This is a genomic window from Nocardia rhamnosiphila NBRC 108938 (genome assembly GCF_000720425.1).
Taxonomy (GTDB): Bacteria; Actinomycetota; Actinomycetes; order Mycobacteriales; family Mycobacteriaceae; genus Nocardia; species Nocardia rhamnosiphila.
This window is the reverse complement of sequence record NZ_JOAJ01000001.1, coordinates 592,473-614,965: the sequence shown is the minus strand read 5'-3', so window position 1 is coordinate 614,965 and position 22,493 is coordinate 592,473. Positions and strand designations below refer to the sequence as shown.

Genomic DNA, 22,493 nt, shown 5'->3' with positions numbered 1-22,493 from the left:
CATTCGACCGACCCGGCAGCGACCATCGCGCCACCCGCTGCCGCCCTCATCGCTTTCGGCAGCGAGGCCCGCTGGAACACCGCGGCCGCGCCGATCGGCCGGCGCCGGGCCGGTCGTACCCGCAGTCGTGCGGCAGCGAACGGACGGAGCCGCACACTCATGCGCCGGCGGCGCTGCGCTCGACCGCCACCGCATCGGCCGGCACCTCCGGGAACCGCTGCCGCAGCGTGGGTTTGGCGAGTTTTCCGGAGAACGTGCGGGGCAGCGGCTCGTCCGATGCCACCGCGTGTTTCGGCCGTTTGAACTTCGCGAGATCGGTCTCCGCCACGGCCGCGATATCGGCGACGACCGCCGCGGCGGGGCGTTCGCTGTGGAAGATCACCATCGGCACCTCGCCCCAGCGATCGTCACGCACCCCGATCACCGCGAGATCGAGAAGCCCCTCGATACCGTGCAGCGCTCGTTCGATCTCCGCCGGGTACACGTTCAGGCCGCCGGAGATCAGCATATCCTTGCTGCGATCCACGATCTTGAGGAAACCGCCCTCGTCCTGTATGCCCAGATCACCGGTGCGCAGCCACCCGTCGACCAGCGTGGCGGCCGTCGCCTCCGGTTTGTTCCAGTACTCGCGCATCACGTGCTCGCCCCGCACCATGATCTCCCCGACCTCGCCGGGTGCGGTCTCCACACCGGGTTCCCCGATTTTGACCTGGGTGCCCACCAGCGCGAGCCCCGCGAATCCGGGCCGGGTGCGGGCATCGGCATAACTCAGTGTGGCGACCATGCCCGAGGCCTCGGTGAGACCGTAGGCCTGGGTGAGCGGAATCCCGTGCGACCGGTAGAACTCCACCAGGTCGAGGCTCACCGGGGCGCCGCCGGTGCCGGCGAAGGTGAACTTCGCCAGCTTGCGGGAGCCGAAATCGGGCAGGGTGGTCATCCGCTCCCAGATCACCGGCACGGTGGTGGTGGCGGTGATCTGCTCGCGTTCGAGGGTGTCCAGCGCGATCTCCGGATCGTATTCCCGCAGCAGCACCATGGTCGCGCCCGGAACCACCACCAGCTGCATGAAGATCGACAGCACCGACCCGGTGTACACCAGGGGCGCCGAACACAGGACCCGGTCGCGAGCGGTGAACCCGTGGCTGACGGTCTGCGAGATACCCGGCGCCATCGCACTCCGATGAGTGACCAGGGCGCCCTTCTGGACCCCGGTGGTGCCGGAGGTGTAACAGATGAAGGCCGCGTCGTCGCCGGCGATATCCACCCGCGCCGCCGGGCCGGGGTCGAACAGGCTGTCGTACGGGCGGTGCGCGTCGCCACCGATGGCGAAGGTCTCGAAATCGACCTGTTCGGCGGCGACCTCCAGCAACGGAGCGAAATCGTCCTCCACGATCACCACCCGCGGCGCCGCATCCAGCACCATCGGAGCCAGCTCCTTGGCGGTGAGCCGGAAGTTCAGCGGGACGCTGATGGCGCCCAGTTTGAGGGTGGCCAGGATGAGGTGCGCCAGTTCCGGGCGGTTGAGCATCATGACCGCGACCCGGTCGCCTTTGCCGACCCCGCGAGCGGCCAGACCACGCGCGAGCGCGTCGGTCACCGCGTCCACTTCGGCCCAGGTCTCGGCGGAATCGCCGAACACGATGGCCTGCTGGTCCGGGCGGGTCTTGCCCCAATAGCGAGTCAAGTCCGCAAGATTCATCTGAGCTCCTCGTTATCCGCCGGAGACGCCGGCCGTAGACAGGGGCGATGTGATCGCGCTCACTGCGTGCCGTAAACCTAACACCTGTAGGTAGCTGGTGCAATACCCGATTTCGGCGAAATGCCCGGATCCACCTGCGCACACGACGACGACACCCGCGGCGAAATGCACACCGGGGCGTCGTCTACAGCGGTATCGCTGAATCAGCCCTCCGCGGAGGCTCCTTCACGTACCGATTGCCCGTCGGTAGCCGCGGCGATCCGCTCATCGTCGTAGCCCGCGATCTCACGCAACACCCGCGCGGTATCGGCCCCCACCGCCGGGGGCAGAGCGGGCGCGAACTTCTCCCCCGCGACCCGGACGGGACTCACCAGGAACTCGAGCTCCCCGGCGCCCGCATACTCGACGCGGTAGGTGTTCTCCCGCGCCCGGAAATGCGGATCGGCGAGCATATCGGACACCGTATTGACCGGGCCGCCGGCAATCTGATGCTCGACGAACAATTGCACCCACTCGTCCCTGGTGCGCTGCGCGAAGATCTCGGTCAGCGCCCGCCAGACGAGATCCGCGCGCGCGGGCGCCTCGTCGTCGGTGCCGGTCAGGTCCACCTCGACGAGATCGTCCCGCCCGACCGCGACCAGGAAATTACGCCAGAACTTCTCCACATGGGCCCCGAAGAGAATGGCCGCGCCATCCTTGGTCCGGTAGGCCTCGAGTCGTGGCCAGTCCGGTAGCCGCCCATCCGGCAGCCAGGTGGGCCGCGGTATCGACCGGTCACGGTTCAACTCCGCGTCCGCCAGATCCGGCATCCACGCGGCCGCGATATCGATCCCGGACACCTCCACCCGGCATCCGGCACCGGTGGCACGGGCCCGGTGCAGCGCCGCGAGCAGCCCCATCGCCCCGTACGCGCCGAGTGCGTACATGGCGATAGGCGGGCTGGTGGAGCCGGCGATACCGGTGACCGGCGGCTCGTTCGGAGTGGTCACCTCGCGCAATCCCGCGTAGGCGTCGAACACCGGGCCGCCCGTGCCGAGAGTGCGGTAGGGGCCGTCGGTGCCCATCCCGGATACGGTGCACAGCACGATCGCCGGATTCACGGTGCGCAATGCGTCGAAGCCGATACCGAGCCAGTCCAGATAGCCTCCGCGCATCCCCTCGATCACGGCGTCGCAGGAGCGTGCCAGATCGAGGAAGGCCTGTTTTCCCTCGGGCGTCCGCAGATCGAGTGCCACCGACTTCTTACCCCGGTTCCAGCGCAGGTGCATGAACGCCGGGCCGTCCGGTTCACCGACCGCGCGGCTGCCGCCGACCCGCACCGGATCACCCACCGGCGCGGATTCGATCTTGATTACCTCGGCACCGAGATCGGCCAGGTGCCCGCCCAGTGAAGACGGTGCGAGCTGGGCCACCTCGAGTACCCGCACGCCGTTCAGCAGCGAGAAACCGCTCATCGCCCGGCTCCTTCCTGTCCATCGGAGATATTGTGTGTCTGTCCGGGTTTCAGCTCGATCCACAGACCGTCCGCTTCGGCGAGCAACTGATCACCGTGGTGGAGCGCACCGCGCATGAAACGCTTCCGGCCCTCCTGCCGCACAAAATGAGCGGTCACCGTCAGTTCGGTGTGCAACGGCGCGGGCGCCCGGAAATCGACGCCGAGATGCGCGGTCCGCGCCCACGGCCGACCGTGGTTGGCCAGCCGGGCCAGGATCTCGTCGAATATCAGTGGGGTCACGCCACCGTTCATCGCGTACCGCCCGGAGTGGAAACGACCCACCGTGACCCGGCCCCGCGCCGAGGTCGCGGTGATTTCGTCGAGATGCAGTGGCGGCGCCAGAGCATGCCCGCGTCCGGCCAGCTCCCAGCGCTTACCGGCGGTCTGCGTGTCCTCGTCGACCTCGAATTCCCGCATCGTGGTAGCGATCTCGGACAGACACGCACCGGCTGCCGCGGCCACCGCCGGAGTCGGCCGACTCCTGGTGACCGCCTCCTGCACGGCCCGCAGGGCCCGGACGAGTCCGGAGTATTCGTCGCCGGACTCTCTGGTCGGCCGGAAGGGATCGTCCCAGCCGAGGTCATTCGCGCCGGTCCCACCGGGCACGGCCGAGTCCCCGGCGGGATCGTGCTGCAGTACCACCCCCGGGCCGGACCTGCTCGCGCTCTGTTCATCCGGCCCGAGCGAAGGCCCTACCCGGTCCTGCCGCGCTACCACCTCGGGCCTCGACCCACTCATACCTCGACCTCCGGATCCCGGCTCCGGGCCGCGAAGAAGGACGAGAACATCTCGGAAATCGGCTGCTCCGCCAGATTCGATCGCACCGCGGTGTTCTCCCGGTCGAACCGGTCACGCAGGCTCCGCCCGGCGCCTTCCAGCAGCAGCGCCTTGATCTCCCGCAACCCCGCGGCCGGCCGCTCGGCGATCAGCTCCGCAAGACCCACCGCCGCCCCCGCGACATCGACCGCGTAGCGATGCAGCAACCCGATCCGATGAGCCTCGGCGCCACGCACCTCGCGCGCTGTCAACAGCAGGTCACGAGCGTGCGCCCCGCCGATCAGCGAATCGAGCAGCCAGGTGAGGTTCACACCCCCGTATTTCGCGGCGGAGACGGCGATCGAGGTCTCCGCGCCGCCGACCCGCAGGTCCGAGCACACGGCCAGCATGGTGCCCGCACCGTGCGCCGCGCCGTGCACGGCCGCCACGGTCGGTTTGGGAAAGGTGGCATACCGCCACAGCAGCTCCTCGCGCTCGGCGGTCGCCGCCACGGCCTGCGCGGGCGTCATCGCGGCGAGTTCGGCCAGGTCGTACCCGGCGCTGAACGCCCGGTCTCCCGCCCCGGCGAGAACCACCGCCCGCACCGAGTGGTCCGACGCGGCCGCGGACAGCTCGGCATCCATCCGCCGGTGCAGGGCCAGGGTGATCGCGTTACGCACAGCGGGCCGGTTCAGGGTCAGCCGCAGCACCCCCGGCACCGGCCGGTCCACGCGCAGATCGTTATCGCACACGATGCCGCTACCGGCTGGGCACCGGCCGGGCCGCGCGCTGCCGATCGAGCGTGGCGACATCGGCGGCGACCATATTGTGGAACATCTGGCCGGGCAGTTCGTTACGTCCGTAGATCAATTCGCGAACCTGGCCGTGCGCGGCATTGTCGGTGATCGTCTTGGTGACGAACCAGTCCTCGGCGTGCAGGGTCTCCATGAGCAGTTCCCAGTTCTTCTCCAGGATCCGTTCTTCCCGCGGCGTCTCCGGTTTGCCGGGTGACAGCAGCCGGATGGTGCAGTAACTGACGTTGGGGTCGTCCTTGTCCGGGACGATGGTCCAGATCTCGAAGTGGTTCGGCTCGGTGACCAGCATGGTGCCCGGATAGACCGTGTAGTTCGCCAGCGAGTAGTCGCGCACGTCGAAGCTGTCCGGATCGGCGTCGCGCACCTCGGTGATCGCCTTGCGCGCCACCACCAGCCGCCAGGACCGGCCCACCGGGTCGAAGGCGGTGATATTGCCCTCGAGGTAGTTGCAGACCGTCTTGGTGTGCAACTGGCAGAGGTGATAGGAGTCCTGGACCCCGTCCACGGCGATCTTCCAGTTCATGCCCAGCCGCCAGGTCTCCTTGCGGACCTGATAGGAGCCGGCCATCCCGGTATCGGTGACCTCGGCGTCGTGCTTGGGGCCCAGCACCGCGGCGATATCCAGGTCCGCGTCCACCGTCGGCACCACCCAGATCAACCCGTGCCGCACCTCGCACGGGAATTCGACCAGCCCGTACTCCGAACGGTCCATACCCTCGAATCCGTCGGCGTGCGGTAACCCCCGCAGCGACCCGTCCTTGCCATAGGACCAGTTGTGATACGGACAGGAGAAGACCCGCTTGCAGCCCGACTCACCGAATTCGACCTTCGAACCACGGTGCCGGCACACATTGGAGAAGGCCTTCACGCTCCCGTCGTTCTGTTTCACCACCAGCAGCGGAGTACCGATCAACTCGGTGGTCAGGAAGTCGCCGGACTTCTGCAGTTCGTCGACGTGCGCCACGATATGCGGAAACCGGCGCACCACCTCGCGTTCCTTGGCGGCCAGTTCCGGATCGTCGAACACCGAGAAGGGCACGCGGAGCAGATCGTCCGCATAGTCGGTGGTGTCGTTGTCCACATGAGCGATCAGCCGCTGCGTGAGCCTGATCTTCTCCTCGCGCTCCATACATCCGAGCGTGGCACGTGTTACAAATTTTGTCTAGCGTCTTATCTAAAGCTTTTCGATTTAAACGGTCCTTGGTACGGTGCGATCCGTGACAGCGAGCGGCACCAGGACAGCGAACGGGACCGACCCACGGTCGGCCATCCTGGCCGCGGCGGAATCGTGCTTCGCCCGCTACGGCATCACCAAGACCACCATGGAAGATGTGGCGCGCGCAGCGTCGGTCTCCCGGGCCACCGTGTACCGCTACTTCTCCGATCGCGACTCATTGGTCGCCGAATCCGTGACCCGTCGGGCCCGGGCGAACATGGGTCCGGCCCGCGCCTACATCGCGCGCTGGCCGAGCATCGAGGAGAAGCTGGTCGAAGGAATCTGCGAGGATATCCGCAAGGGCATGCTCGACCCGATGATGCACCGCCTGGTCTCGCCGGCGGAAATGATCCTGTCCACCCAGTTGCTCACCGATTCCGGACGCGCGGTCGAGCTCACCTACGAACTATGGGAACCGATACTCGCCACGGCGCAGCGGACCGGCGAGATCCCGCCCGAGCTGGATCTGCGTCTGGTCTGCGAATGGATCTCCGAGATAGAGATCATGTACATCAGCCGGAGCGCCGAGGAAGCGGGCTCCCTGGATCGGATCCGCGAGAAAGTCCGCACTTTCGTGCTACCGGCCCTTGTCACGGGCGCCGCAGGGCGCGCGGGGCCCAGGGATCTCGACAACCCGGGATAACCGCGCCCGGGACATACGAAAACGGCGTGACCCCTTCATGCCACTCCCCGGCCAGGCCCGAGAACCCTGACGGCCACCCCGGACAGGCCCGGAACCGAGCGACGCAGTCATCGGATCGCCGGTCCGCTGCAGCGGGAGGCGCGACGCGCCCCTACCGCAGCAACCCCCGCCGGCCCGCACGTCCGGCGCGGCCCGGCAGCCGGGCTCCGGGCGAACCAGGCCCCCCGGCGGAAGGACCCCGCCACGCACAGACCGGGGTACGACCGCCATGGGCTCCGACCGCACGAAAAGTGCTGTTGAATAGCATCTTTCGAAGACTGCAAGGCGCCCGCGAGAGCTGCTGACAAATTACGATTGACGTCACACGTTTGTTGAAGTACCTTTCATGTGACCTACAACACTCTTTGCCCGGTGCGCTCCGACGCGGCCGACCGCTCGAGCCGAGCCACCGGCCTCGCTCGAGCGACAGCGCCCAGGGCACATCGCACTACTCGAGAGTGGAGACGCCATCCATGAAGTCCGCACACTCCCTCGCCGGCACCACCGCGACCGGATCGCCCCGATGACCCCGGCACCTCGCCTTCGACGTGGCCCCGGAGCGGAAGCCGACCCGGGGGCCTCCGGTAACAGCACCGCCGCGGTCCGTCTCGTCGTCGACCGCCGCGTCTGCGCAGGTCACGGCATGTGTTACTGCACCGCACCCGACCTGGTCGAACCCGATGAACAGGGCGATCCGGTGATCGTGCTGGACCCGGTACCCGACATCCACCGCGGTGACGCCGAGACGGCCGTCGCCGCCTGTCCCGAACGTGCGCTCACGCTGGCGCTCACCACCACACCCCCCACTTCCGAGGAATCACCGCGATGACCACCGCCGCCGAAGTACCCACCGACCTCGTAGTCGATTTCGATATCTACGACCAATCCCTCACTGTCCCGTCCGATACCGTCCAGGAACGGGTGGCCGAACTCGCGACCAAGGGAGCGGTCGTCTACTCCTCCGCGCACGGCGGCCACTGGATCGTGACCGGTTACAAAGAGATCCACGAGGTGCTGCGCGATCACGCGACCTTCTCGAGTCATCCGAACAATCTGGTCACCACGACCGCCGGGTTCGGCAAATTCCTCCCGCTCGAACTCGATCCGCCGGAGCACACCGGGTACCGGCGCGCGCTGCAGCCACTGTTCGGCCCGACCCGCATGAAAGCGCTCGAGGACGATATCCGTTCAGTGATCAACGAGCTCATCGACGGTTTCGCGTACCGCGGCCGGGCCGAGTTCATCAGCGAGTTCGCGCACGAACTACCCACCCGGATCTTCCTGGCGCTGATGGACTGGCCGATCGAGGACGCCCAGCTGTTCACCGATTCGACCGATATCCTGCTCACCGGCATTCCCGGAGCCGGTGAAGAGGAGTCGAACCGGGCCCGCGGCGAGGCCGCCTCCACCATGCTGGGCTACTTCCAGTCCATGATCGACGAGCGCCGCCGGCATCCGGGCGACGACATCACCTCGCAGATCATCGGCACCGAATTCGAATTGCACGACGGCCCAGGACTGCTCACCGACGAAGAACTCAACCGAATGTTCTTCCTGCTGCTGATCGCCGGACTGCACACCGTCCAGGGCTCGCTGGCGTGGAGCATCATCCACCTGGCCGGCAACCCCGACCAGCGCCGGGAGATCATCGAAGACCACGCCGTCATCCCCACCGCCGTCGAGGAGATCCTGCGGTTCGAGGCCGCGGTCGTCCCGGGCCGACGAGCGACCCGGGCAACGGAACTGGGCGGCGTCCGCATCGCCGAAGGCGATCAATTGATCCTGATGCTGTGTTCGGCCAACCGCGACGGCGCGGAATTCGACGAACCCGCCGAACTCCGGATCGACCGGCTGCCGAACCGGCACCTCTCCTTCGGCGCGGGTGCGCACCGTTGCCTCGGTTCCCATCTCGCCCGCCTCGAACTCCGGCTGGCACTGGAGGAGATCCACCGGCGGATACCGGATTACGAGCTCGTCCCCAACGATCCCCCGGTCCTGCACGCCGGCCAGGTGCGCGGGTGCACGCGACTGCCGATCACATTCACCCCCTCCTGAGGTCGAGCGTTTCAACGAACGGGGGTTTCCGTCGGCGACTACTCCATGTCGTGCTCCCAGCTGCCGCGCGTGTCGACGGCCGCAGCATCCGCCAGCGCCTCCAACTCCGCGATCTCCTCGTCGGCGAGTTCGATACCGTGAGCTCGGACCAACCCGTCGATGTAACCCGCCTTCGTGACCCCGATGATCGGGGTGGTCCCCTTGGCGATGGCCCAGGCGGTGGCGACGTCGGCGGCGGACGCGCCCCGGTCCTCGCCGATCGCCCCCATCCTGTCCGTCAGCACCTGCAGCCGTGGCAGGACGCCGTTGTACACGGCCGCCCGGCTGCTGCCCTCCGGCAACGGGTGAGCCGGGCTGTACCTGCCGGTCAGCGCCCCTTGTTCGAGGACCATGTAGGAAAAGAACCGCACATCGTGCTCGCGGCAGTGATCGAGGATGCCCGCGCGCTCAGAGCTCCGGTACAGGAGGCTGTAGTGGTTCTGGACCGCCTCCACACGGAAGCCGGCCTCGCCGAGGATCTGATCGGCAAGAGCGATCTCCTTCATATTGTGGTTCGAGACGCCGACATGTTTGATCCTGCCGCTCTGCAGCAGCGGAATCAGGAGCGGCGTCCAACGGGCCACATCGGCAGGGTTGTGGATCCAGTACAGATCCGCATAGTCCGTGCCCAGTCGGTCGAGGCTCTGCTCCAGCATGTCCGCGACCGGATCGTCGCCGTCGCCCGCGACCTGCGGGGTGAACTTCGTCGACAGCTGGTACTCGCTGCGGGCGTGGCCCTTCAGCGCCTGAGCGAGGGCCGTCTCCGAATGGCCCATGCCGTACACCACCGCGGTATCCCACAGGGTGAACCCGTGCGATTGTGCCTTCTCGACGACTTCTCGCAGGCCGGACCCGGTCAGCCGACTGCCGAAATAGCCGTCGCCCACCTCGCCGCTGTCTCCCCAGGCCCACGTGCCCAGCGCCACCGCCGGCGCTGTCAGCGTCTGGCTCGTCATATCGCCTACCTCCGGTCTCATTTCTCATCACCACTGGGATCGTGTCGGAACGTTCGATCCCCAGGAGACCGCGATGGCCGCCACCGGAGAAGGCCGCGTTTATAGGGGGTATGACTTCAACCCCCCTCGCGCCGTAACCAGCGGCTACCGTGAACGACATGGAGCAGCAGCCCGGAAATCGCGGCGAGGTCCGGCACTTCCTTGCCGGCCGGCGCGCCAAGATCACCCCGACGCAGGCGGGGCTGCCGGCCAACACCCGTCGCCGGGTCGCCGGGCTGCGGCGCGAGGAGGTCGCCGTCCTGGCCGGCGTGAGCACGGAGTGGTACACGCGGCTGGAGAAGGGGCATATCGGCGGCGTGTCCGACGACGTGCTCGACGCGGTCGCTCGCGCCCTGCAACTGGACGACGACGAACGCACCTACCTGTTCGACCTGGCCCGGTCATCGCGGCCCGAGGGTCGCACGCCGTCGCGTCGCCGGGATGTCGAGGTCCCGCCCCAGGTCCAGTGGCTGCTCGACTCCATGACGATGTCCTCGGCGTTCGTACGCAACGGCCGCACGGACATCGTCGCCGGCAACCCCTTGGCCCGAGCCCTGCTCGCGCCGATGTTCGACAGCGCCACCATCGACCGGCGCGGCCGCCCCAACATCGCCCGCTACGTCTTCCTCGACCTCGGCGCCCATGACTTCTTCGTCGACTGGGACGCCGCCGCCAATGCCACCGCCGCCCTGCTGCGCGCCGAGGCCGGGCGCGAGCCCCGCGACCGGGCACTGCGCGAACTCGTCGGCGAGCTGTGCGCCCTCAGCCCCGAGTTCCGCGGCCTATGGGCCGCACACGATGTCCTGATTCGCCACGACGGCATCAAACGGCTCCAGCACCCCGACGTCGGCCACCTGGAACTGACCTTCCGGGACCTCGACCTACCTTTGCCCGGCCGAGCCGTGCACAACCTGATCACCTATACCGCCGAACCCGGCACCGCATCCGAAGACCGGCTCACACGCCTCGTCGGCTGGGCAGCTACACACTCTCGGGCAGCAGAGCCCACCCGCCACTCTTCTCGGCCCGGGCCGCTCTGATCCGTCGCGGTTCGCCCGGCCGATCCCTTCGGGGCTTACCGCACCCACTGCTAGTGTGAACATATGTTCGAATACGGTCCGGGAGCCCCCGCGCCGGGGCCGCCCGAGGATCCGGTGGAGACCGCGCCGCCCGCACGGCCCACCCGGCGGCCGCGGATCGCCGCCCGGGATCACGCGTCGATCCTGCACGCGGACCTGGACTCCTTCTATGCCTCGGTGGAGCAGCGGGATCAGCCGCGGCTGCGCGGCAGACCGGTCCTGGTGGGCGGCGGAGTCGTTCTGGCCGCCAGTTACGAGGCCAAGGCCGCGGGTGTCCGGACGCCGATGAACATCGGCAAGGCATTGAGCCTGTGCCCGGAGGCGACGGTGGTCCCGCCGCGGATGCCGGTCTACGCCGAGGCCAGCCGGTCGGTGTTCGAGATCTTCGCCGATACCACCCCGATCGTGGAGGGAATATCGATCGACGAGGCGTTTCTCGATGTCGCGGGACTGCGCCGGATCGCGGGTGAACCCGAGGCCATTGCCGCCGATCTGCGGGTGCGGGTGCGGCGGGAGGTCGGGCTGCCGATCTCGGTCGGCATCGCGGGGACGAAGTTCCTGGCCAAGGTGGCCAGCGCGGTCGCGAAACCGGACGGGTTGCTGCGGGTGGAACCGGCCGAGGAGCTCGGGTTCCTGCATCCGCTGCCGGTGCACCGACTGTGGGGTGTGGGCCCGGTGACCGAACGCGCCCTGCACGCGCACGGTATCGAGCGAATCGGACAGTTGGCGGAGCTTGGCGAGGCGGGGCTGCGGCCGATCGTCGGCGTGGCCGCGGCCCGGCATCTACACGCGCTGTCCTGGGCGCGCGATCCACGACGGGTGGAGACGGGGCGGCGGCGACGATCCCTCGGTGCGCAGCGCGCGCTGGGCCGCCGGCCGCACCCGCCGGCGGAAATCGAGGCATATCTGCACGGCCTCACCGACCGGCTCGGCCGCCGGCTACGGGCCGCCCGGCGGAGCTGCCGCACGGTGGTGCTGCGGATGCGGTTCGACGATTTCACCCGCGCCACCCGGTCGCACACCCTGCCCGCGGCCACCGACCACACCGAGACGATCCTGCGGGCCGCCCGGAGCCTGCTGACCGAGGCGATGCCGCTGATCACCGCACGCGGGCTGACCCTGATCGGGCTGGCATTGACGAATCTGGAGAACGCCGACCCCAGGCAGCTCGCCCTGCCGTTCGACCAGGAGGCCGCGCCGGCGTTGGACACCGCCCTGGATGCACTGCGCACCCGGTTCGGCTCCGGGGCGGTCACCCGCGCCGCGCTTCTACGGCACGGTGAAGGTCTGTCGGTACCGCTGCTCCCGGACTGACCCGAGCAGATCATCGATCGGCCCGATATGGCGCTGCCGCAGTTCTGGCCGGACGGGAACACTGCCGTTCCAGCCGAACGAGACCGCCGCCCGAACGAGACCGCCGCCGTTCCAGCCGAACGAGACCGCCGCCGTTCCAGCCGAACGAGACCGCTACTCGCCGAGAGCATCGGGCGCGGTGCGCATTCGAGGTGCGACCGGCCGGGACTGCATCTGGACGTTTGTTCAACAGTGTGGTTCGCTGCCAGTCGAGCAGGAAGGACATCTCGATGGTGGCAACCTCCGAAACCCGGTCCGCGGCACGACCCGCGGATTCCGACCAGGCGGCGTTCCCCCGCCGCACGGTACTGGCGGGAGCGGCGGCCGGAACGGTCGCGCTGGGCGCACTCACCACGATCGCGCCGGGTCTCGGCGAGCGGCTCGCCGCCAACGCACAGGCCGCGCCCGGCGGCTATCTCGTGGGTCTGGGCATCTCCGATATCACCGGGCCCGCCGCGGAATGCGGCATGATGGGCTACTCCCAGCAGGATCAGACCACCGCCGGAATCCACCTGCGCCCCCGCGCGCGAGCGTTCGTCTTCGCTTCCGGGGCGGAGCGGGTCGTCTTCGCCGTCGCCGAGAACGCGATGATCTTCCAATCGGTGCACCGCGGCGTGCTCACCGAACTGGGCCGCCGTTTCGGCGATCTGTACACCGAACGCAATGTCCTGCTCACGTCGACGCATTCGCACGCGGTCTGCGGCGGGGCCGCTCACGACTACGCCTACAACCTGTCGATTCTCGGGTTCAAACAGCAGGTGTACGACGCCGAGGTGAACGGTCTCGTCGAAGCCATCGCGGCCGCGCACGCCGACCTCTCCCCCGGCACGCTCGCCCTCGGCCGTGCCGAATTGCACAACGCCAGCGTCAACCGGTCCCGGGTCGCCTTCGATCGCAACCCCGCCGCGGACCGGGCGCACTTCCCGGACGCGATCGATCCGGCGGTCACCACGGTAGCGATCGGCAAGGGCGGCGAAGAGGTCGGTGCGATCACCTGGTTCGCCACCCACAACACCTCGATGACGAATAAGAACCGGCTGATCAGCTCGGACAACAAGGGTTACGCGGCATTCGCCTGCGAGCACACCGACCACGGCGTGCGCTACCTGGACGGCGCGCCGGGTTACGTCGCCGCCTTCGCCCAGACCAATGCCGGTGATATGTCACCCAACCTGGATCTGCGGCCCGGTTCGGGTCCGACCGGCAACGAATTCGACAACACCCGCATCCTCGGTGAGCGCCAGCACGACGCCGCCCGCGCGGCAGTCGCGGCCGCGAGCCCCATGAACGGCCCGGTGGGGTCGGTGTTCTGCTATATCGACCTGTCCGATATAGCGGTCGACGGACGGTTCACGCCCGACGGCGCCGCCCGCCGCACCGCACCGCCCGCCGCGGGTGTGTCACTACTCGCCGGGAGCGTCGAGGACGGCCCGGGCCTGCCGGGCGGCCCGATTCCGGAGGGCGTGCGCAACCCCTTCCTCGACTTCCTCGGCGACCCACATCAGCCCGCACCCGGCTGGCTCGCCGATGCCCAGGCGCCCAAGGCGATCGCGGTGCCGTTCGATCTGCTGCCGCCGGCACCGTGGGTGCCCAGTGTGGTGCCGATCCAGATCGTCCGCCTCGGCGAGTTGTATCTGGCGGCGGCCGGCGGTGAGTTCACCATCGTGGCCGGCCTGCGGGTCCGCCGGGCAGTGGCGGCGGCGCTCGGGGTCGCGCTGGATCAGGTACTGCTCCAAGGGTACGCCAACGCCTACCACGAATACGTCACCACGCCGGAGGAATACGACGCGCAGCAGTACGAGGGCGCGTCCACCCTGTTCGGCCGGTACACGCTGCCCGCCTACCAGCAGGAGTTCACGCGACTGGCCACCGCGCTGGCCACCGGCGCGGCCGTCGATCGGGGCCCGGCCCCGCGCGACCTCTCGCATCTGCAACCCGACTTCGTCCCCGCCCCCGGCCCAGATACCGCCCTGCCGGGACACGACTTCGGCGCGACACTCACCCCGCCGGCCGCGCACTACACCCGCGGCGCCCGGGCCGAGGTGGAATTCGCCTCCGCCCACCCGAAACACAACCCCCGCCGCAACGGCACCTTCCTGGAGGTGCAGCGGCTGGTGGACGGGAGGTGGGTGCGCGTCGCGAACGAGGGCGAATGGGCCGTGCGCTTCCACTGGAGCACACGCGGCCCGGGGACCTCGGTGGCATCCTTCACCTGGGATATCCCCACCGATGCCGCACCGGGACGTCATCGTTTCGTGCACTTCGCGGATCGGCTCACCCCCGGCGGCCGCCTGGAGCCGATCGTGGGGACCAGTACCGAATTCGACATCGCCTGATACCGCTCGACCGCCGCGGCACGGCGATCGAGCGACCCGTTCAGGGCAGGATGGAATCGATGTAGCCGCCGTCCACACGGACCGCGCCCCCGGTCGTGGCGGAGGCCTGATCCGAGGCGAGGTAGACCACCATATTGCCGATCTCGGCGGGTTCGATCAGTCGCTGGATCAGCGAATGCGGACGATGCTCCTGCATGAAGCGGTGCTGGGCCTCCTCCCAGGGCAGTTCGGAGCCGACCAGGTCGCGGACGAAATCCTCGACGCCGGGTGTCTGGGTCGGACCCGCCATCACGGAATTGACGGTGACCCCCGTACCCGCCGCGGCTTTCGCGTATCCGCGGGTGACGGCGAGCAGCGCGGTTTTCGTCGTGCCGTAGTGCACCATTTCGAGCGGGGTCACCACCGCCGAATCGCTGGCGATGTTCATGACGCGACCGAAACCCTGCTGCATCATGCCGGGCAGATACATTCGGATGAGCCGGATGGCGGACAGTACATTGACCTCGAAGTAGCGCCGCCAGTCGTCGTCGTCGATCTCTAGTACCGGTTTCGCCTCGAAGATCCCGAGATTGTTGACGAGGATGTCCACCTCGGGGACCTTCTCCTGCATTATTCCGGCCCCCACCGCGGAGGACAGGTCGGCAGCGACGGCGCGCACCGAGGCCCCGGGCACCTCCTCCAGAATGCGAGTGCGGGCCGCTTCGGTTTTATCCGGCCCGCGCCCGTTCACGATCACCGACGCACCGGCCCGCGCCAGCGCGGTGGCGATGGCCAGGCCGATGCCCTGGCTGGAACCCGTGACCAGTGCGTGCCGTCCGGACAGGTCGATATTCATCCCCTCATCGTGCCGCACCACCGCGCACCGCCCGGGCGTGCCACGCGGACTCTCCTCACCCAGGGTGCCCATAATCCGCCATTGACAAATGGCACATTGGTGAATGATTCTGAACGCATGACTAGGTCGACGAGGACCTCGCGCTCCGATGTGCCACGGACGCCCTCGCTGCGTTCACAGCTGGCCGCGACCGCGGCGGAATACGGGCTGCGCCCGATCAACTGCGCGGTGCCGCTGAACCCGCCGGGCGTACTGTTCGCCCGCACCCTCATCGCGACGATCATGGAACTGGCCGGGCCGCCCCTGCGCGGAACAGCCGTCCAGGAGGTCCGGGCCGCCGGTGTCCGCGGCGAATGGGTGCGCGCCCCCGGCGTCCGGGCCGGTAACCGGGCCATCTACTACGTGCACGGCAGCGGATATGTGCTCTGCTCGGCCCGGACCCATCGCGGCCTGGCCTCCCGGCTGTCCCGCGACACCGGACTGCCCGTATTCGTCGTGGACTACCGGCTGGCCCCCGAGCATCGCTTCCCGGCCGCCGCCGACGATATCGCCGCCGGTTTCGAGTGGCTGCTCGGCCAGGGCTTCGCGGCGCACGACCTGGTGATCGCCGCCGATTCCGCGGGCGGGCACCTCACCCTCGACCTCCTCCTGGAGAACGCCGCCCGGGGTGCGGCACAGCCGGCCGCCGTCGCCCTGTTCTCCCCGCTGATCGATCTCACCTTCGCCCTGGCGACCGACCAGGAACGGCGGCGGCGCGATCCGGTGATCTCGGCCCGGGCCGCCCGCCGGCTCCCCCGGGTCTACACCAGCGGGCACCCCGACGACACCCCGCGGCTGCGGCTCACCGTCGCGGCCGGCACCGCGCTGCCGCCGATGCTGGTCCAGGCCGGCGGCGCCGAGATGCTCAGCGCCGACGCCCGGCACCTGCACACGATGGTGCGGACCGCGGGCGGTGACTGCACGCTCGAGATCTGGCCGGGCCAGGTGCATGTGTTCCAGGCGCTGCCGCGCCTGGCTCCCGAGGCCGACGCCGCCCTGGGCCGGGCCGCCGAATTCCTGTGCGCGGCATTCACGGTCGGCACCCCACGGAAAGTGAGCTGAGATGACAGCCCTGCGCAACCTCCTGCCGTTCGGCGGTTCGGGCCGCACCCACGGCGCCCGCGCGGTGGTCACCGGCGCCGGGAGCGGAATCGGCCGTGCCCTGGCCCGCGAACTGGCCGCCCGGGGCGGCCAGATCGTCTGCGCCGATATCGACGAGAGCCGCGCCGCGGAAACGGTGGCCCTCATCGAACGCGAACACCCCGGCGCCGCCCACACCTTCCGCTGCGATGTCGCCCGCCGGGAGGATGTGGAGATCCTTGCCCGGTTCGCCGACTCGGTATTCGACGGTCCGGTCTCGCTGATGGTCAACAACGCCGGCGTCGGAATCGGCGGGAAACCGGTCGGCGAGATCGGATTCGGCGACTGGGAGTGGGCGCTCGGTATCAACCTGTGGGGTGTGGTGCACGGATGCGAGATCTTCGCACCCCGGCTGCGGGCCACCGGCCGCGGCGGCATCATCAATGTGGCCTCGGCCGCCGGTTTCGCGGCCGCGCCCTCGATGGCGGTCTACAACACGTCCAAGGCCGGCGTGCTCGCCCTGTCGGAGACGATGGCCGCGGAGTTCAGCGGCACCGATATCGCGGTCACCGTACTCTGCCCCACCTTCGTCCGGACCAATGTCACCCGGGACGGGCGCATCACCACAGGTTCGCGTGACCTCGCCGACACCCTCATGCGCTGGACCGGCTTCTCCCCCGAGCGCGTCGCCCGCATCACCCTCGACGCGCACGATCGCGGCCGGTTGCATGTTCTCCCCCAGCCCGACGCCCAGCTGATCTGGCTGCTCAAACGCGCTTTTCCCGGACCGTACACGACCGTGGCGGGCCTGCTCGAGCGGCTGCTGCCGCAGGACGCGCCCGCCACGCCGACCACCACCCAGAGAACAGGAGTCTGATATGGCGACCATGGACTTCCAGGACATGCTCGGCAAGATCAAGGACCGCCAGTGGGCACTGGCCGATATCGATTGGGACGCGCCGGGCGCCGAAACGATCACCCCCGAACAGCACGCGCGCCTGAAACCGTTCATGTCGGATCTGATGTGGATCGAGAACGTGGGGGCGCGCGGATTCGCCGCCATGGCCAAGAAGGCCCCCGATGAGACCTTGCGGGAGATCTACCGTTATTTCCACGCCGAGGAGCAGAAGCACGCGAATGCCGAACTGGCGTTGATGCGGCGCTGGGGCATGCTCGAGGGTGACGAGATCCCGCAGCCGAATATCAATGTCAAACTGGTGATCGATTTCCTGGACAAATACGCCGACGAGATGTCGCTGTCGTTCCTGGGGACGGTGATCCCGATGCTCGAGGTGGCGCTGGACGGCGCACTCGTCAAATTCATCATGGACGAGATCGACGACCCGGTGTGCCAGGAGGCGTTCCGGCGGATCAATGCCGACGAATCCCGGCATCTGGCAGTCGATTTCGCGGTGATGGATGTGCTGGGCCACGCCGAGATGCGCAAACTGCTCATCGAACTGGTCGGCGGCTGGGTGAAACCGACCTTCCTGATCGGCGTACTGAGTTATATGCCGCTGCTGAACAAGATGCGCGACAACATCGTCGCGATGGGAGTGGATGAGAAGAAGCTGTACTCGGCGCTCGAGCGCTACCGGAAGGTGGGCGAGCGCAGCGAGTTCGCGCGCCGGCTGCCGATGTACCAGATCGTGAAGAGGCACGGTGACTGGGTCGTCGACCGCGGCCACCCGTATCACCTGCTCGCGGACACCCTGGTGAAGGTCACCGGGGCCATTCCGCGACGGCTGCTGCGCAAGGACCCGAGCTGGTCGAAGGAAATCACCTACACCCCCGCCGCGTGACGAGGACAACCATGACCACGACCAGCACAGCCCCGCTCGATGTCGCCGTGATCGGGGCGGGATTCGCCGGAATCGGCGCGGCCATCCGGCTCCGGGACCGCGGTATCACTAATTTCGCGGTGTTCGAACGCGGCGACGCCATCGGCGGAACCTGGCGAGACAACACCTATCCCGGCGCGGCCTGCGATATTCCCTCCCGGCTCTACTCCTACAGTTTCGCGCCCAATCCGGACTGGTCGCACACCTATTCCGGGAGCGGTGAGATCCTGGGTTATATCGACGCGATGGTGGCGAAATCCGGTATCGCGCCCCATATCCGGTTGCGGCACAACGTCACCGGAATGGAATTCGACGAGTCCACCGGAACCTGGGAGATCTCGATCGCGGGCTCCGGGGAAGTCCGCGCCCGCGCGGTGGTGCTGGCGTCCGGACCGCTGACCGAACCGGGCTACCCCGATATCCCGGGCATCGACTCCTTCGCCGGCCATACGATCCACAGTGCCCGCTGGGACCACGACTACGATTTCGCCGGAAAACGGGTCGCGGTCGTCGGCACCGGAGCCAGTGCGGTGCAGATCATTCCGGAACTGGTGGAACGGGCCGGTTCGGTGAAGGTTTTCCAGCGCACCCCCGGCTGGGTCCTGCCCCGGGTGAACCGGCGCACCGGCGCCCTCGCCAAAGAGCTCTACCGGCACGTTCCCGGCGCGCAGACCCTCGCGCGGCAGGCATGGTTCTACGGACACGAATCGGTGGCGCTCGGCGTCGTCTGGAACACCCCACTGACCCGGGTGGTCGAAATGGTCGGCCGGGCGCAATTGCGGCGGCAGGTCGCCGACCCGTGGCTGCGCCGGCAGCTCACCCCCGATTTCCGGGCGGGCTGCAAACGACTGCTCATGACCGACGACTACTACCCGGCGCTGCAACGAGAGAACTGCAAACTGATCACCTGGCCGATCGCCCGGATCGCACCGGACGGTATCCGGACCGCCGAGGGGATCGAGCATCGCGCCGACTGCATCGTGTTCGCCACAGGATTCGAGGTCTCCACAACGGGGACGCCGATACCGATCACCGGTCGCGACGGCCGGGTACTCGCCGAGGAATGGCGGCGCGGCGCGTTCGCGTACCGCAGTGTCGCGGTCTCGGGGTATCCGAACCTGTTCCTGACCTTCGGACCCAATTCCGGCCCGGGACACAACTCGGCCCTGGTGTACATGGAAGCGCAGATCGACTACCTGGTACAGGCGATCGGCCTGATCCTCGACCGTGATCTCCGGATGCTCGAGGTGCGCCCCGAGCGCCAAGAGCGTTACAACGCGGCGATCCAGCGTCGGCTCGGCGCGACCACCTGGAACTCGGGCTGCCGCAGCTGGTACCTGACCGAGGACGGGTTCAACGCCACCATGTACCCCGGGTTCGCCACCCAGTACCGCAACCAGTTGCGCGAGGTCGATCTCGACGACTACGCGGTGGTGGCGGCCGAGCCGCGGATCGCGCCGACGGTGGCATCGGTCTCATAGCCGGCGGCTAGACTCGGATTCGGCGAGCCGGAGTCACCGGCGCAGGCGGGCGAGGGAGGTGCGGATTCATGGCGCGATACCGGATCGATGATCTCGCCCGCGCCGCGGGCACCACCTCCCGCAATGTCCGCGCCTATCAGGAACGCGGACTGCTACCACCCCCGGCCGACCGTGACGGCCGGGCCAGTATCTACGACGATTCCCATCTCGAGCGGCTCCGCCTCATCGACGCGCTGCTGCAGCGCGGTTTCACCACCGCGCATATCGCCGATTTCATCACCAGCTGGGAAACCGGTAAGGACCTCACCGAGGTGCTGGGTCTGCAGCACGCCGTCACCGCGAACTGGTCGGAGGAGGAGACCTTCGAGGTCCCCCGGGAGCTGCTCGCCACCATCCTCGGTGAGCAGACCGACGAATTGGTGGCGCAGCTGGGCCGGATGGGTCTGGTCCGGGTGGACGGCGAGACGGTGGTGATCACCGATACCCAGCTGCTCACCTCGTTCACCGAACTCCACGAGTACGGGGTGGAACTGGGCACGCTGATCTCGGTGTACGCCGAGGTCGCGACGCGGATCGACGATATCAGCGAGTTGCTCATCAACGCGGCGAAGAAACATATCGTCGACGAGCACGGGCCCGGCTGGCTACCGGATTCCAACGACGAGATCGCCGCCACCACCCGCATGCTCAATACGATGCGCGAACTCGGTGTCGCCGCGGTGCACACCAGTCTGGCCCGGTCGCTCGACACCACCCTCCGCCGCGAACTCGGCGACTATCTCGCCACGGCGGCCGAACGGGAGCGGGAACGGAATATGGGCCGCGCCCAGCGCGACCGCTGAGTACCACGGCACTCGTCAGGCCAGATGGCACAGTGTTTTACCAGTGGTCGCGCCCGACAGCATCGCCACCAGGGCGGCCGCCGCCTGCTCGATCCCCTCGAACACCGATTCCCGGTGGACCAGTCGTCCGGCCGCGAGATGCGCACCGACTTCGGCGCGCATCGGCGCTTCGAGGTGGTTGAAGGATCCGGCCCGGAAACCCCGCATGCGCAGTCCTTTCGCCACCATGGTGAACAGGTTCGGCGGACCGGCCGGGGCGGCGGCGTCGTAACCGGACACCGCACCGCACAGCGCGATCCGGCCCTGCGGGCGCAGGGCGTCCAGCGCCGCGGTCAGATGGTCACCACCGACATTGTCGAAATACGCGTCGATTCCGTTGGGCGCGAGCGCGGCCAGCGATTCGGCGAGGGCGGGTTGGTGGTAGTCGAAGGCCGCGATGCCGAGTTCGTCGCGCAGGTAGGCGACTTTGTCCGGGCTCCCCGCCGAGCCGAGCACCGTGGCGCCGCGCAACACCGCGAGTTGTGCGGCGAGCGAGCCGACCGCACCGGCGGCCGACGACACCCACAGCGTGTCCGCCGCGGTCAGCTCGAGGATCTCGATCAGTCCCACATACGCGGTGAGTCCGGCACTGCCCAGCGGCCCGAGGAACCATTGCGGCGGCAGGTCCCCGGCCTCGATCCGGGTGGGCGCACCGTAGCCGCCGATGGTCTGCGCCCCGGCACCCACCAGCGCGTATTCGCGGTAGCCGAGGGTGTGGGAGACCAGATCGCCCACGGCGTAGTCCGGATGACGGGTCTCGGCGACCACGCCGAGTGCGAGACCGCTGAGACCTGCGCCCGGCCGCAGCGGCGGCAGGTACCCATCGGGTGTGGTCTCGGCCAGCCGGATGCGGATGGACGGGTCGATCGACAGCCAGGTGTTGCGCACCAGTATCTCGCCCGGACCGGGTTCGGGAACGGGTTCCTCGATCAGCTCGAGATCGGTGACGCTCAGCTTTCCGGCCGGGCGCCGGGCCAGGCAAAGGCGGCGATTCATCGGTGGTCCTCCTTGTCGGACGGGCCCGGGCCCGCACCGCTCAGCGCGCGAAGGCGACCTCGGGCGTCCGGGCGATGAGCAGCCGGCGCACCGCACCGGTGGCGTCGAGCTGGGCGGTGGCGTTGAACGACGCCTCGAACTCCCCGGCACGGGTAGTACGACCGAGCACGAGTTCGTATTCGCCGACCACCGCGCCCACGTCGATGTGATGGACCAGGGTGCTCTTCTCACGCTGGGCGAGGTAGGCGACCAGGCCCGCCCGATCCCCGACGAACTCGGCGCTCGCCCCGGATCCCTTGGAGAACTGCACCGACATGGTGAAATCGTCGGAGATCATGCCGAGCACCCGATCGGGATCGTCGGAATCCATATAACCGAACCACCGGGCCAGCACCAGCACATCCGTCGTCATTTCTGTTCTCCTTCGGTCGAGGACCGGTCCACGAGCGCGAAGTCCGCGCTGAACGTGACCTGATACCGGTCGATGAGCCCCGCCACGTCCAGGTGCATCGCGGCCACGAAGTATCCGGTGGTCACCGTGTCGTTCTCGGTGACGGCGCCGTGGGCGAACTGCACGTCGCCGTCGGCGGCCACCCGCAGCAGCACGTGTTTGCGGTTCACCGGCGGCCGGCCGCTGAGGTAATCGAACATGGCCGAGCGGCCGCGGCCCCGTTTCACCCCGGTGGGCAGGACCATCGTGAAGTCCACGTCCTCGGCCAGCAACGCCACCGCGTCCCGCAAGCCGCCACTGTCGACGGTGGCGTAGTACTCCTCGATCACGTAGCTCATGAAATGAACTTAGTTCAGCAAACCACTTCTT

Annotated in this window: 21 protein-coding genes; 11 read left to right on the top strand and 10 right to left on the bottom strand. The window is 68.2% G+C overall.

Annotation, left to right across the window (positions count from 1 at the left end):
- Positions 1 to 157 precede the first annotated feature (157 nt).
- The 5 genes from IG75_RS0102900 to IG75_RS0102880 form a co-directional block, all read right to left on the bottom strand.
- Positions 158 to 1,699: a class I adenylate-forming enzyme family protein gene (locus tag IG75_RS0102900; RefSeq protein WP_030519564.1), complete on the bottom strand. Its 1,542-nt coding sequence runs from the start codon at positions 1,697 to 1,699 to the stop codon at positions 158 to 160.
- Positions 1,700 to 1,902: 203 nt separating this feature from the next.
- On the bottom strand, positions 1,903 to 3,153 hold the full coding sequence (locus IG75_RS0102895) for a CaiB/BaiF CoA transferase family protein (protein WP_030519563.1): 1,251 nt from the start codon (positions 3,151 to 3,153) through the stop codon (positions 1,903 to 1,905).
- The gene (locus IG75_RS0102890; RefSeq protein ID WP_081876598.1) at positions 3,150 to 3,932 is read right to left on the bottom strand and encodes a PaaI family thioesterase; all 783 of its coding nucleotides are present in this window, start codon (positions 3,930 to 3,932) and stop codon (positions 3,150 to 3,152) included. Before IG75_RS0102890 ends, IG75_RS0102895 begins: the two co-directional genes overlap by 4 nt.
- Positions 3,929 to 4,702, bottom strand: coding sequence for an enoyl-CoA hydratase/isomerase family protein (locus tag IG75_RS0102885; protein ID WP_030519561.1), 774 nt, complete (start codon positions 4,700 to 4,702; stop codon positions 3,929 to 3,931). Before IG75_RS0102885 ends, IG75_RS0102890 begins: the two co-directional genes overlap by 4 nt.
- A 7-nt stretch (positions 4,703 to 4,709) precedes the next feature.
- Complete coding sequence (locus IG75_RS0102880; RefSeq protein WP_030519560.1) at positions 4,710 to 5,894, bottom strand: aromatic ring-hydroxylating oxygenase subunit alpha; 1,185 nt, start codon at positions 5,892 to 5,894, stop codon at positions 4,710 to 4,712.
- 88 nt (positions 5,895 to 5,982) lie between these two features.
- Between IG75_RS0102880 and IG75_RS0102875 the strand changes: the two genes are divergently transcribed.
- The 3 genes from IG75_RS0102875 to IG75_RS0102865 all read left to right on the top strand — a co-directional run bounded on the left by IG75_RS0102875 (position 5,983) and on the right by IG75_RS0102865 (position 8,718).
- Complete coding sequence (locus tag IG75_RS0102875) at positions 5,983 to 6,624, top strand: TetR/AcrR family transcriptional regulator (RefSeq protein WP_051714153.1); 642 nt, start codon at positions 5,983 to 5,985, stop codon at positions 6,622 to 6,624.
- A 562-nt stretch (positions 6,625 to 7,186) separates the two neighbouring features.
- On the top strand, positions 7,187 to 7,492 hold the full coding sequence (locus IG75_RS40585; protein ID WP_081876596.1) for a ferredoxin: 306 nt from the start codon (positions 7,187 to 7,189) through the stop codon (positions 7,490 to 7,492).
- Positions 7,489 to 8,718, top strand: coding sequence for a cytochrome P450 (locus IG75_RS0102865; protein WP_030519557.1), 1,230 nt, complete (start codon positions 7,489 to 7,491; stop codon positions 8,716 to 8,718). The genes IG75_RS40585 and IG75_RS0102865 overlap by 4 nt, the downstream gene beginning before the upstream one ends.
- A gap of 38 nt (positions 8,719 to 8,756) precedes the next feature.
- Here IG75_RS0102865 and IG75_RS0102860 read toward each other — a convergent pair whose 3' ends face one another.
- Positions 8,757 to 9,713: an aldo/keto reductase gene (locus IG75_RS0102860; RefSeq protein WP_030519556.1), complete on the bottom strand. Its 957-nt coding sequence runs from the start codon at positions 9,711 to 9,713 to the stop codon at positions 8,757 to 8,759.
- A gap of 158 nt (positions 9,714 to 9,871) precedes the next feature.
- Between IG75_RS0102860 and IG75_RS0102855 the strand changes: the two genes are divergently transcribed.
- The 3 genes from IG75_RS0102855 (at position 9,872) to IG75_RS0102845 (ending at position 14,520) form a co-directional block, all read left to right on the top strand.
- Positions 9,872 to 10,792, top strand: coding sequence for a helix-turn-helix transcriptional regulator (locus IG75_RS0102855; RefSeq protein WP_030519555.1), 921 nt, complete (start codon positions 9,872 to 9,874; stop codon positions 10,790 to 10,792).
- A gap of 63 nt (positions 10,793 to 10,855) precedes the next feature.
- Positions 10,856 to 12,145 (top strand): DNA polymerase IV, encoded by a 1,290-nt coding sequence (dinB, locus tag IG75_RS0102850; RefSeq protein ID WP_081876595.1) that lies wholly within the window; start codon positions 10,856 to 10,858, stop codon positions 12,143 to 12,145.
- Between the two features lie 269 nt (positions 12,146 to 12,414).
- Positions 12,415 to 14,520, top strand: coding sequence for a neutral/alkaline non-lysosomal ceramidase N-terminal domain-containing protein (locus IG75_RS0102845; RefSeq protein WP_081876594.1), 2,106 nt, complete (start codon positions 12,415 to 12,417; stop codon positions 14,518 to 14,520).
- A gap of 40 nt (positions 14,521 to 14,560) precedes the next feature.
- On the opposite strand, the gene IG75_RS0102840 is transcribed toward IG75_RS0102845, so the two are convergent.
- Positions 14,561 to 15,355, bottom strand: a complete 795-nt coding sequence (locus IG75_RS0102840; RefSeq protein ID WP_030519551.1) for an SDR family NAD(P)-dependent oxidoreductase — start codon at positions 15,353 to 15,355, stop codon at positions 14,561 to 14,563.
- Between the two features lie 117 nt (positions 15,356 to 15,472).
- Here IG75_RS0102840 and IG75_RS0102835 point away from each other — a divergent pair, with 117 nt between their 5' ends.
- From IG75_RS0102835 to IG75_RS0102815, 5 genes are all read left to right on the top strand, one after another.
- Positions 15,473 to 16,456, top strand: a complete 984-nt coding sequence (locus IG75_RS0102835) for an alpha/beta hydrolase (protein WP_036512102.1) — start codon at positions 15,473 to 15,475, stop codon at positions 16,454 to 16,456.
- A 1-nt stretch (position 16,457) separates the two neighbouring features.
- Positions 16,458 to 17,351, top strand: coding sequence for an SDR family NAD(P)-dependent oxidoreductase (locus IG75_RS0102830; RefSeq protein WP_030519549.1), 894 nt, complete (start codon positions 16,458 to 16,460; stop codon positions 17,349 to 17,351).
- Position 17,352: 1 nt separating this feature from the next.
- On the top strand, positions 17,353 to 18,276 hold the full coding sequence (locus tag IG75_RS0102825) for a ferritin family protein (protein WP_030519548.1): 924 nt from the start codon (positions 17,353 to 17,355) through the stop codon (positions 18,274 to 18,276).
- Positions 18,277 to 18,287: 11 nt separating this feature from the next.
- The gene (locus IG75_RS0102820) at positions 18,288 to 19,796 is read left to right on the top strand and encodes a flavin-containing monooxygenase (protein ID WP_030519547.1); all 1,509 of its coding nucleotides are present in this window, start codon (positions 18,288 to 18,290) and stop codon (positions 19,794 to 19,796) included.
- A 68-nt stretch (positions 19,797 to 19,864) separates the two neighbouring features.
- A complete protein-coding gene (locus IG75_RS0102815; protein WP_030519546.1) occupies positions 19,865 to 20,638 on the top strand; it encodes a MerR family transcriptional regulator in 774 nt (257 codons plus the stop codon).
- 15 nt (positions 20,639 to 20,653) lie between these two features.
- Here IG75_RS0102815 and IG75_RS0102810 read toward each other — a convergent pair whose 3' ends face one another.
- Genes IG75_RS0102810 through IG75_RS0102800 form a run of 3 tightly spaced genes read right to left on the bottom strand, consistent with a single transcriptional unit; the run spans position 20,654 to position 22,462 of the window.
- The gene (locus IG75_RS0102810; RefSeq protein WP_030519545.1) at positions 20,654 to 21,673 is read right to left on the bottom strand and encodes an NADP-dependent oxidoreductase; all 1,020 of its coding nucleotides are present in this window, start codon (positions 21,671 to 21,673) and stop codon (positions 20,654 to 20,656) included.
- A 40-nt stretch (positions 21,674 to 21,713) separates the two neighbouring features.
- Complete coding sequence (locus IG75_RS0102805; protein ID WP_030519544.1) at positions 21,714 to 22,085, bottom strand: hypothetical protein; 372 nt, start codon at positions 22,083 to 22,085, stop codon at positions 21,714 to 21,716.
- Positions 22,082 to 22,462: a nuclear transport factor 2 family protein gene (locus IG75_RS0102800; RefSeq protein WP_030519543.1), complete on the bottom strand. Its 381-nt coding sequence runs from the start codon at positions 22,460 to 22,462 to the stop codon at positions 22,082 to 22,084. The genes IG75_RS0102805 and IG75_RS0102800 overlap by 4 nt, the downstream gene beginning before the upstream one ends.
- Positions 22,463 to 22,493: the final 31 nt, after the last annotated feature.

What these genes read in the sequence shown, in the direction of transcription:
- IG75_RS0102900 (WP_030519564.1), bottom strand. Translation starts at nt 1,699, where the DNA reads ATGAATCTTGCGGACTTGACTCGCTATTGGGGCAAGACCCGCCCGGAC.
- IG75_RS0102895 (WP_030519563.1), bottom strand. Translation starts at nt 3,153, where the DNA reads ATGAGCGGTTTCTCGCTGCTGAACGGCGTGCGGGTACTCGAGGTGGCC.
- IG75_RS0102890 (WP_081876598.1), bottom strand. Translation starts at nt 3,932, where the DNA reads ATGAGTGGGTCGAGGCCCGAGGTGGTAGCGCGGCAGGACCGGGTAGGG.
- IG75_RS0102880 (WP_030519560.1), bottom strand. Translation starts at nt 5,894, where the DNA reads ATGGAGCGCGAGGAGAAGATCAGGCTCACGCAGCGGCTGATCGCTCAT.
- IG75_RS40585 (WP_081876596.1), top strand. Translation starts at nt 7,187, where the DNA reads ATGACCCCGGCACCTCGCCTTCGACGTGGCCCCGGAGCGGAAGCCGAC.
- IG75_RS0102865 (WP_030519557.1), top strand. Translation starts at nt 7,489, where the DNA reads ATGACCACCGCCGCCGAAGTACCCACCGACCTCGTAGTCGATTTCGAT.
- IG75_RS0102860 (WP_030519556.1), bottom strand. Translation starts at nt 9,713, where the DNA reads ATGACGAGCCAGACGCTGACAGCGCCGGCGGTGGCGCTGGGCACGTGG.
- IG75_RS0102855 (WP_030519555.1), top strand. Translation starts at nt 9,872, where the DNA reads ATGGAGCAGCAGCCCGGAAATCGCGGCGAGGTCCGGCACTTCCTTGCC.
- dinB (WP_081876595.1), top strand. Translation starts at nt 10,856, where the DNA reads ATGTTCGAATACGGTCCGGGAGCCCCCGCGCCGGGGCCGCCCGAGGAT.
- IG75_RS0102845 (WP_081876594.1), top strand. Translation starts at nt 12,415, where the DNA reads ATGGTGGCAACCTCCGAAACCCGGTCCGCGGCACGACCCGCGGATTCC.
- IG75_RS0102840 (WP_030519551.1), bottom strand. Translation starts at nt 15,355, where the DNA reads ATGAATATCGACCTGTCCGGACGGCACGCACTGGTCACGGGTTCCAGC.
- IG75_RS0102835 (WP_036512102.1), top strand. Translation starts at nt 15,473, where the DNA reads ATGACTAGGTCGACGAGGACCTCGCGCTCCGATGTGCCACGGACGCCC.
- IG75_RS0102830 (WP_030519549.1), top strand. Translation starts at nt 16,458, where the DNA reads ATGACAGCCCTGCGCAACCTCCTGCCGTTCGGCGGTTCGGGCCGCACC.
- IG75_RS0102825 (WP_030519548.1), top strand. Translation starts at nt 17,353, where the DNA reads ATGGCGACCATGGACTTCCAGGACATGCTCGGCAAGATCAAGGACCGC.
- IG75_RS0102820 (WP_030519547.1), top strand. Translation starts at nt 18,288, where the DNA reads ATGACCACGACCAGCACAGCCCCGCTCGATGTCGCCGTGATCGGGGCG.
- IG75_RS0102815 (WP_030519546.1), top strand. Translation starts at nt 19,865, where the DNA reads ATGGCGCGATACCGGATCGATGATCTCGCCCGCGCCGCGGGCACCACC.
- IG75_RS0102810 (WP_030519545.1), bottom strand. Translation starts at nt 21,673, where the DNA reads ATGAATCGCCGCCTTTGCCTGGCCCGGCGCCCGGCCGGAAAGCTGAGC.
- IG75_RS0102805 (WP_030519544.1), bottom strand. Translation starts at nt 22,085, where the DNA reads ATGACGACGGATGTGCTGGTGCTGGCCCGGTGGTTCGGTTATATGGAT.
- IG75_RS0102800 (WP_030519543.1), bottom strand. Translation starts at nt 22,462, where the DNA reads ATGAGCTACGTGATCGAGGAGTACTACGCCACCGTCGACAGTGGCGGC.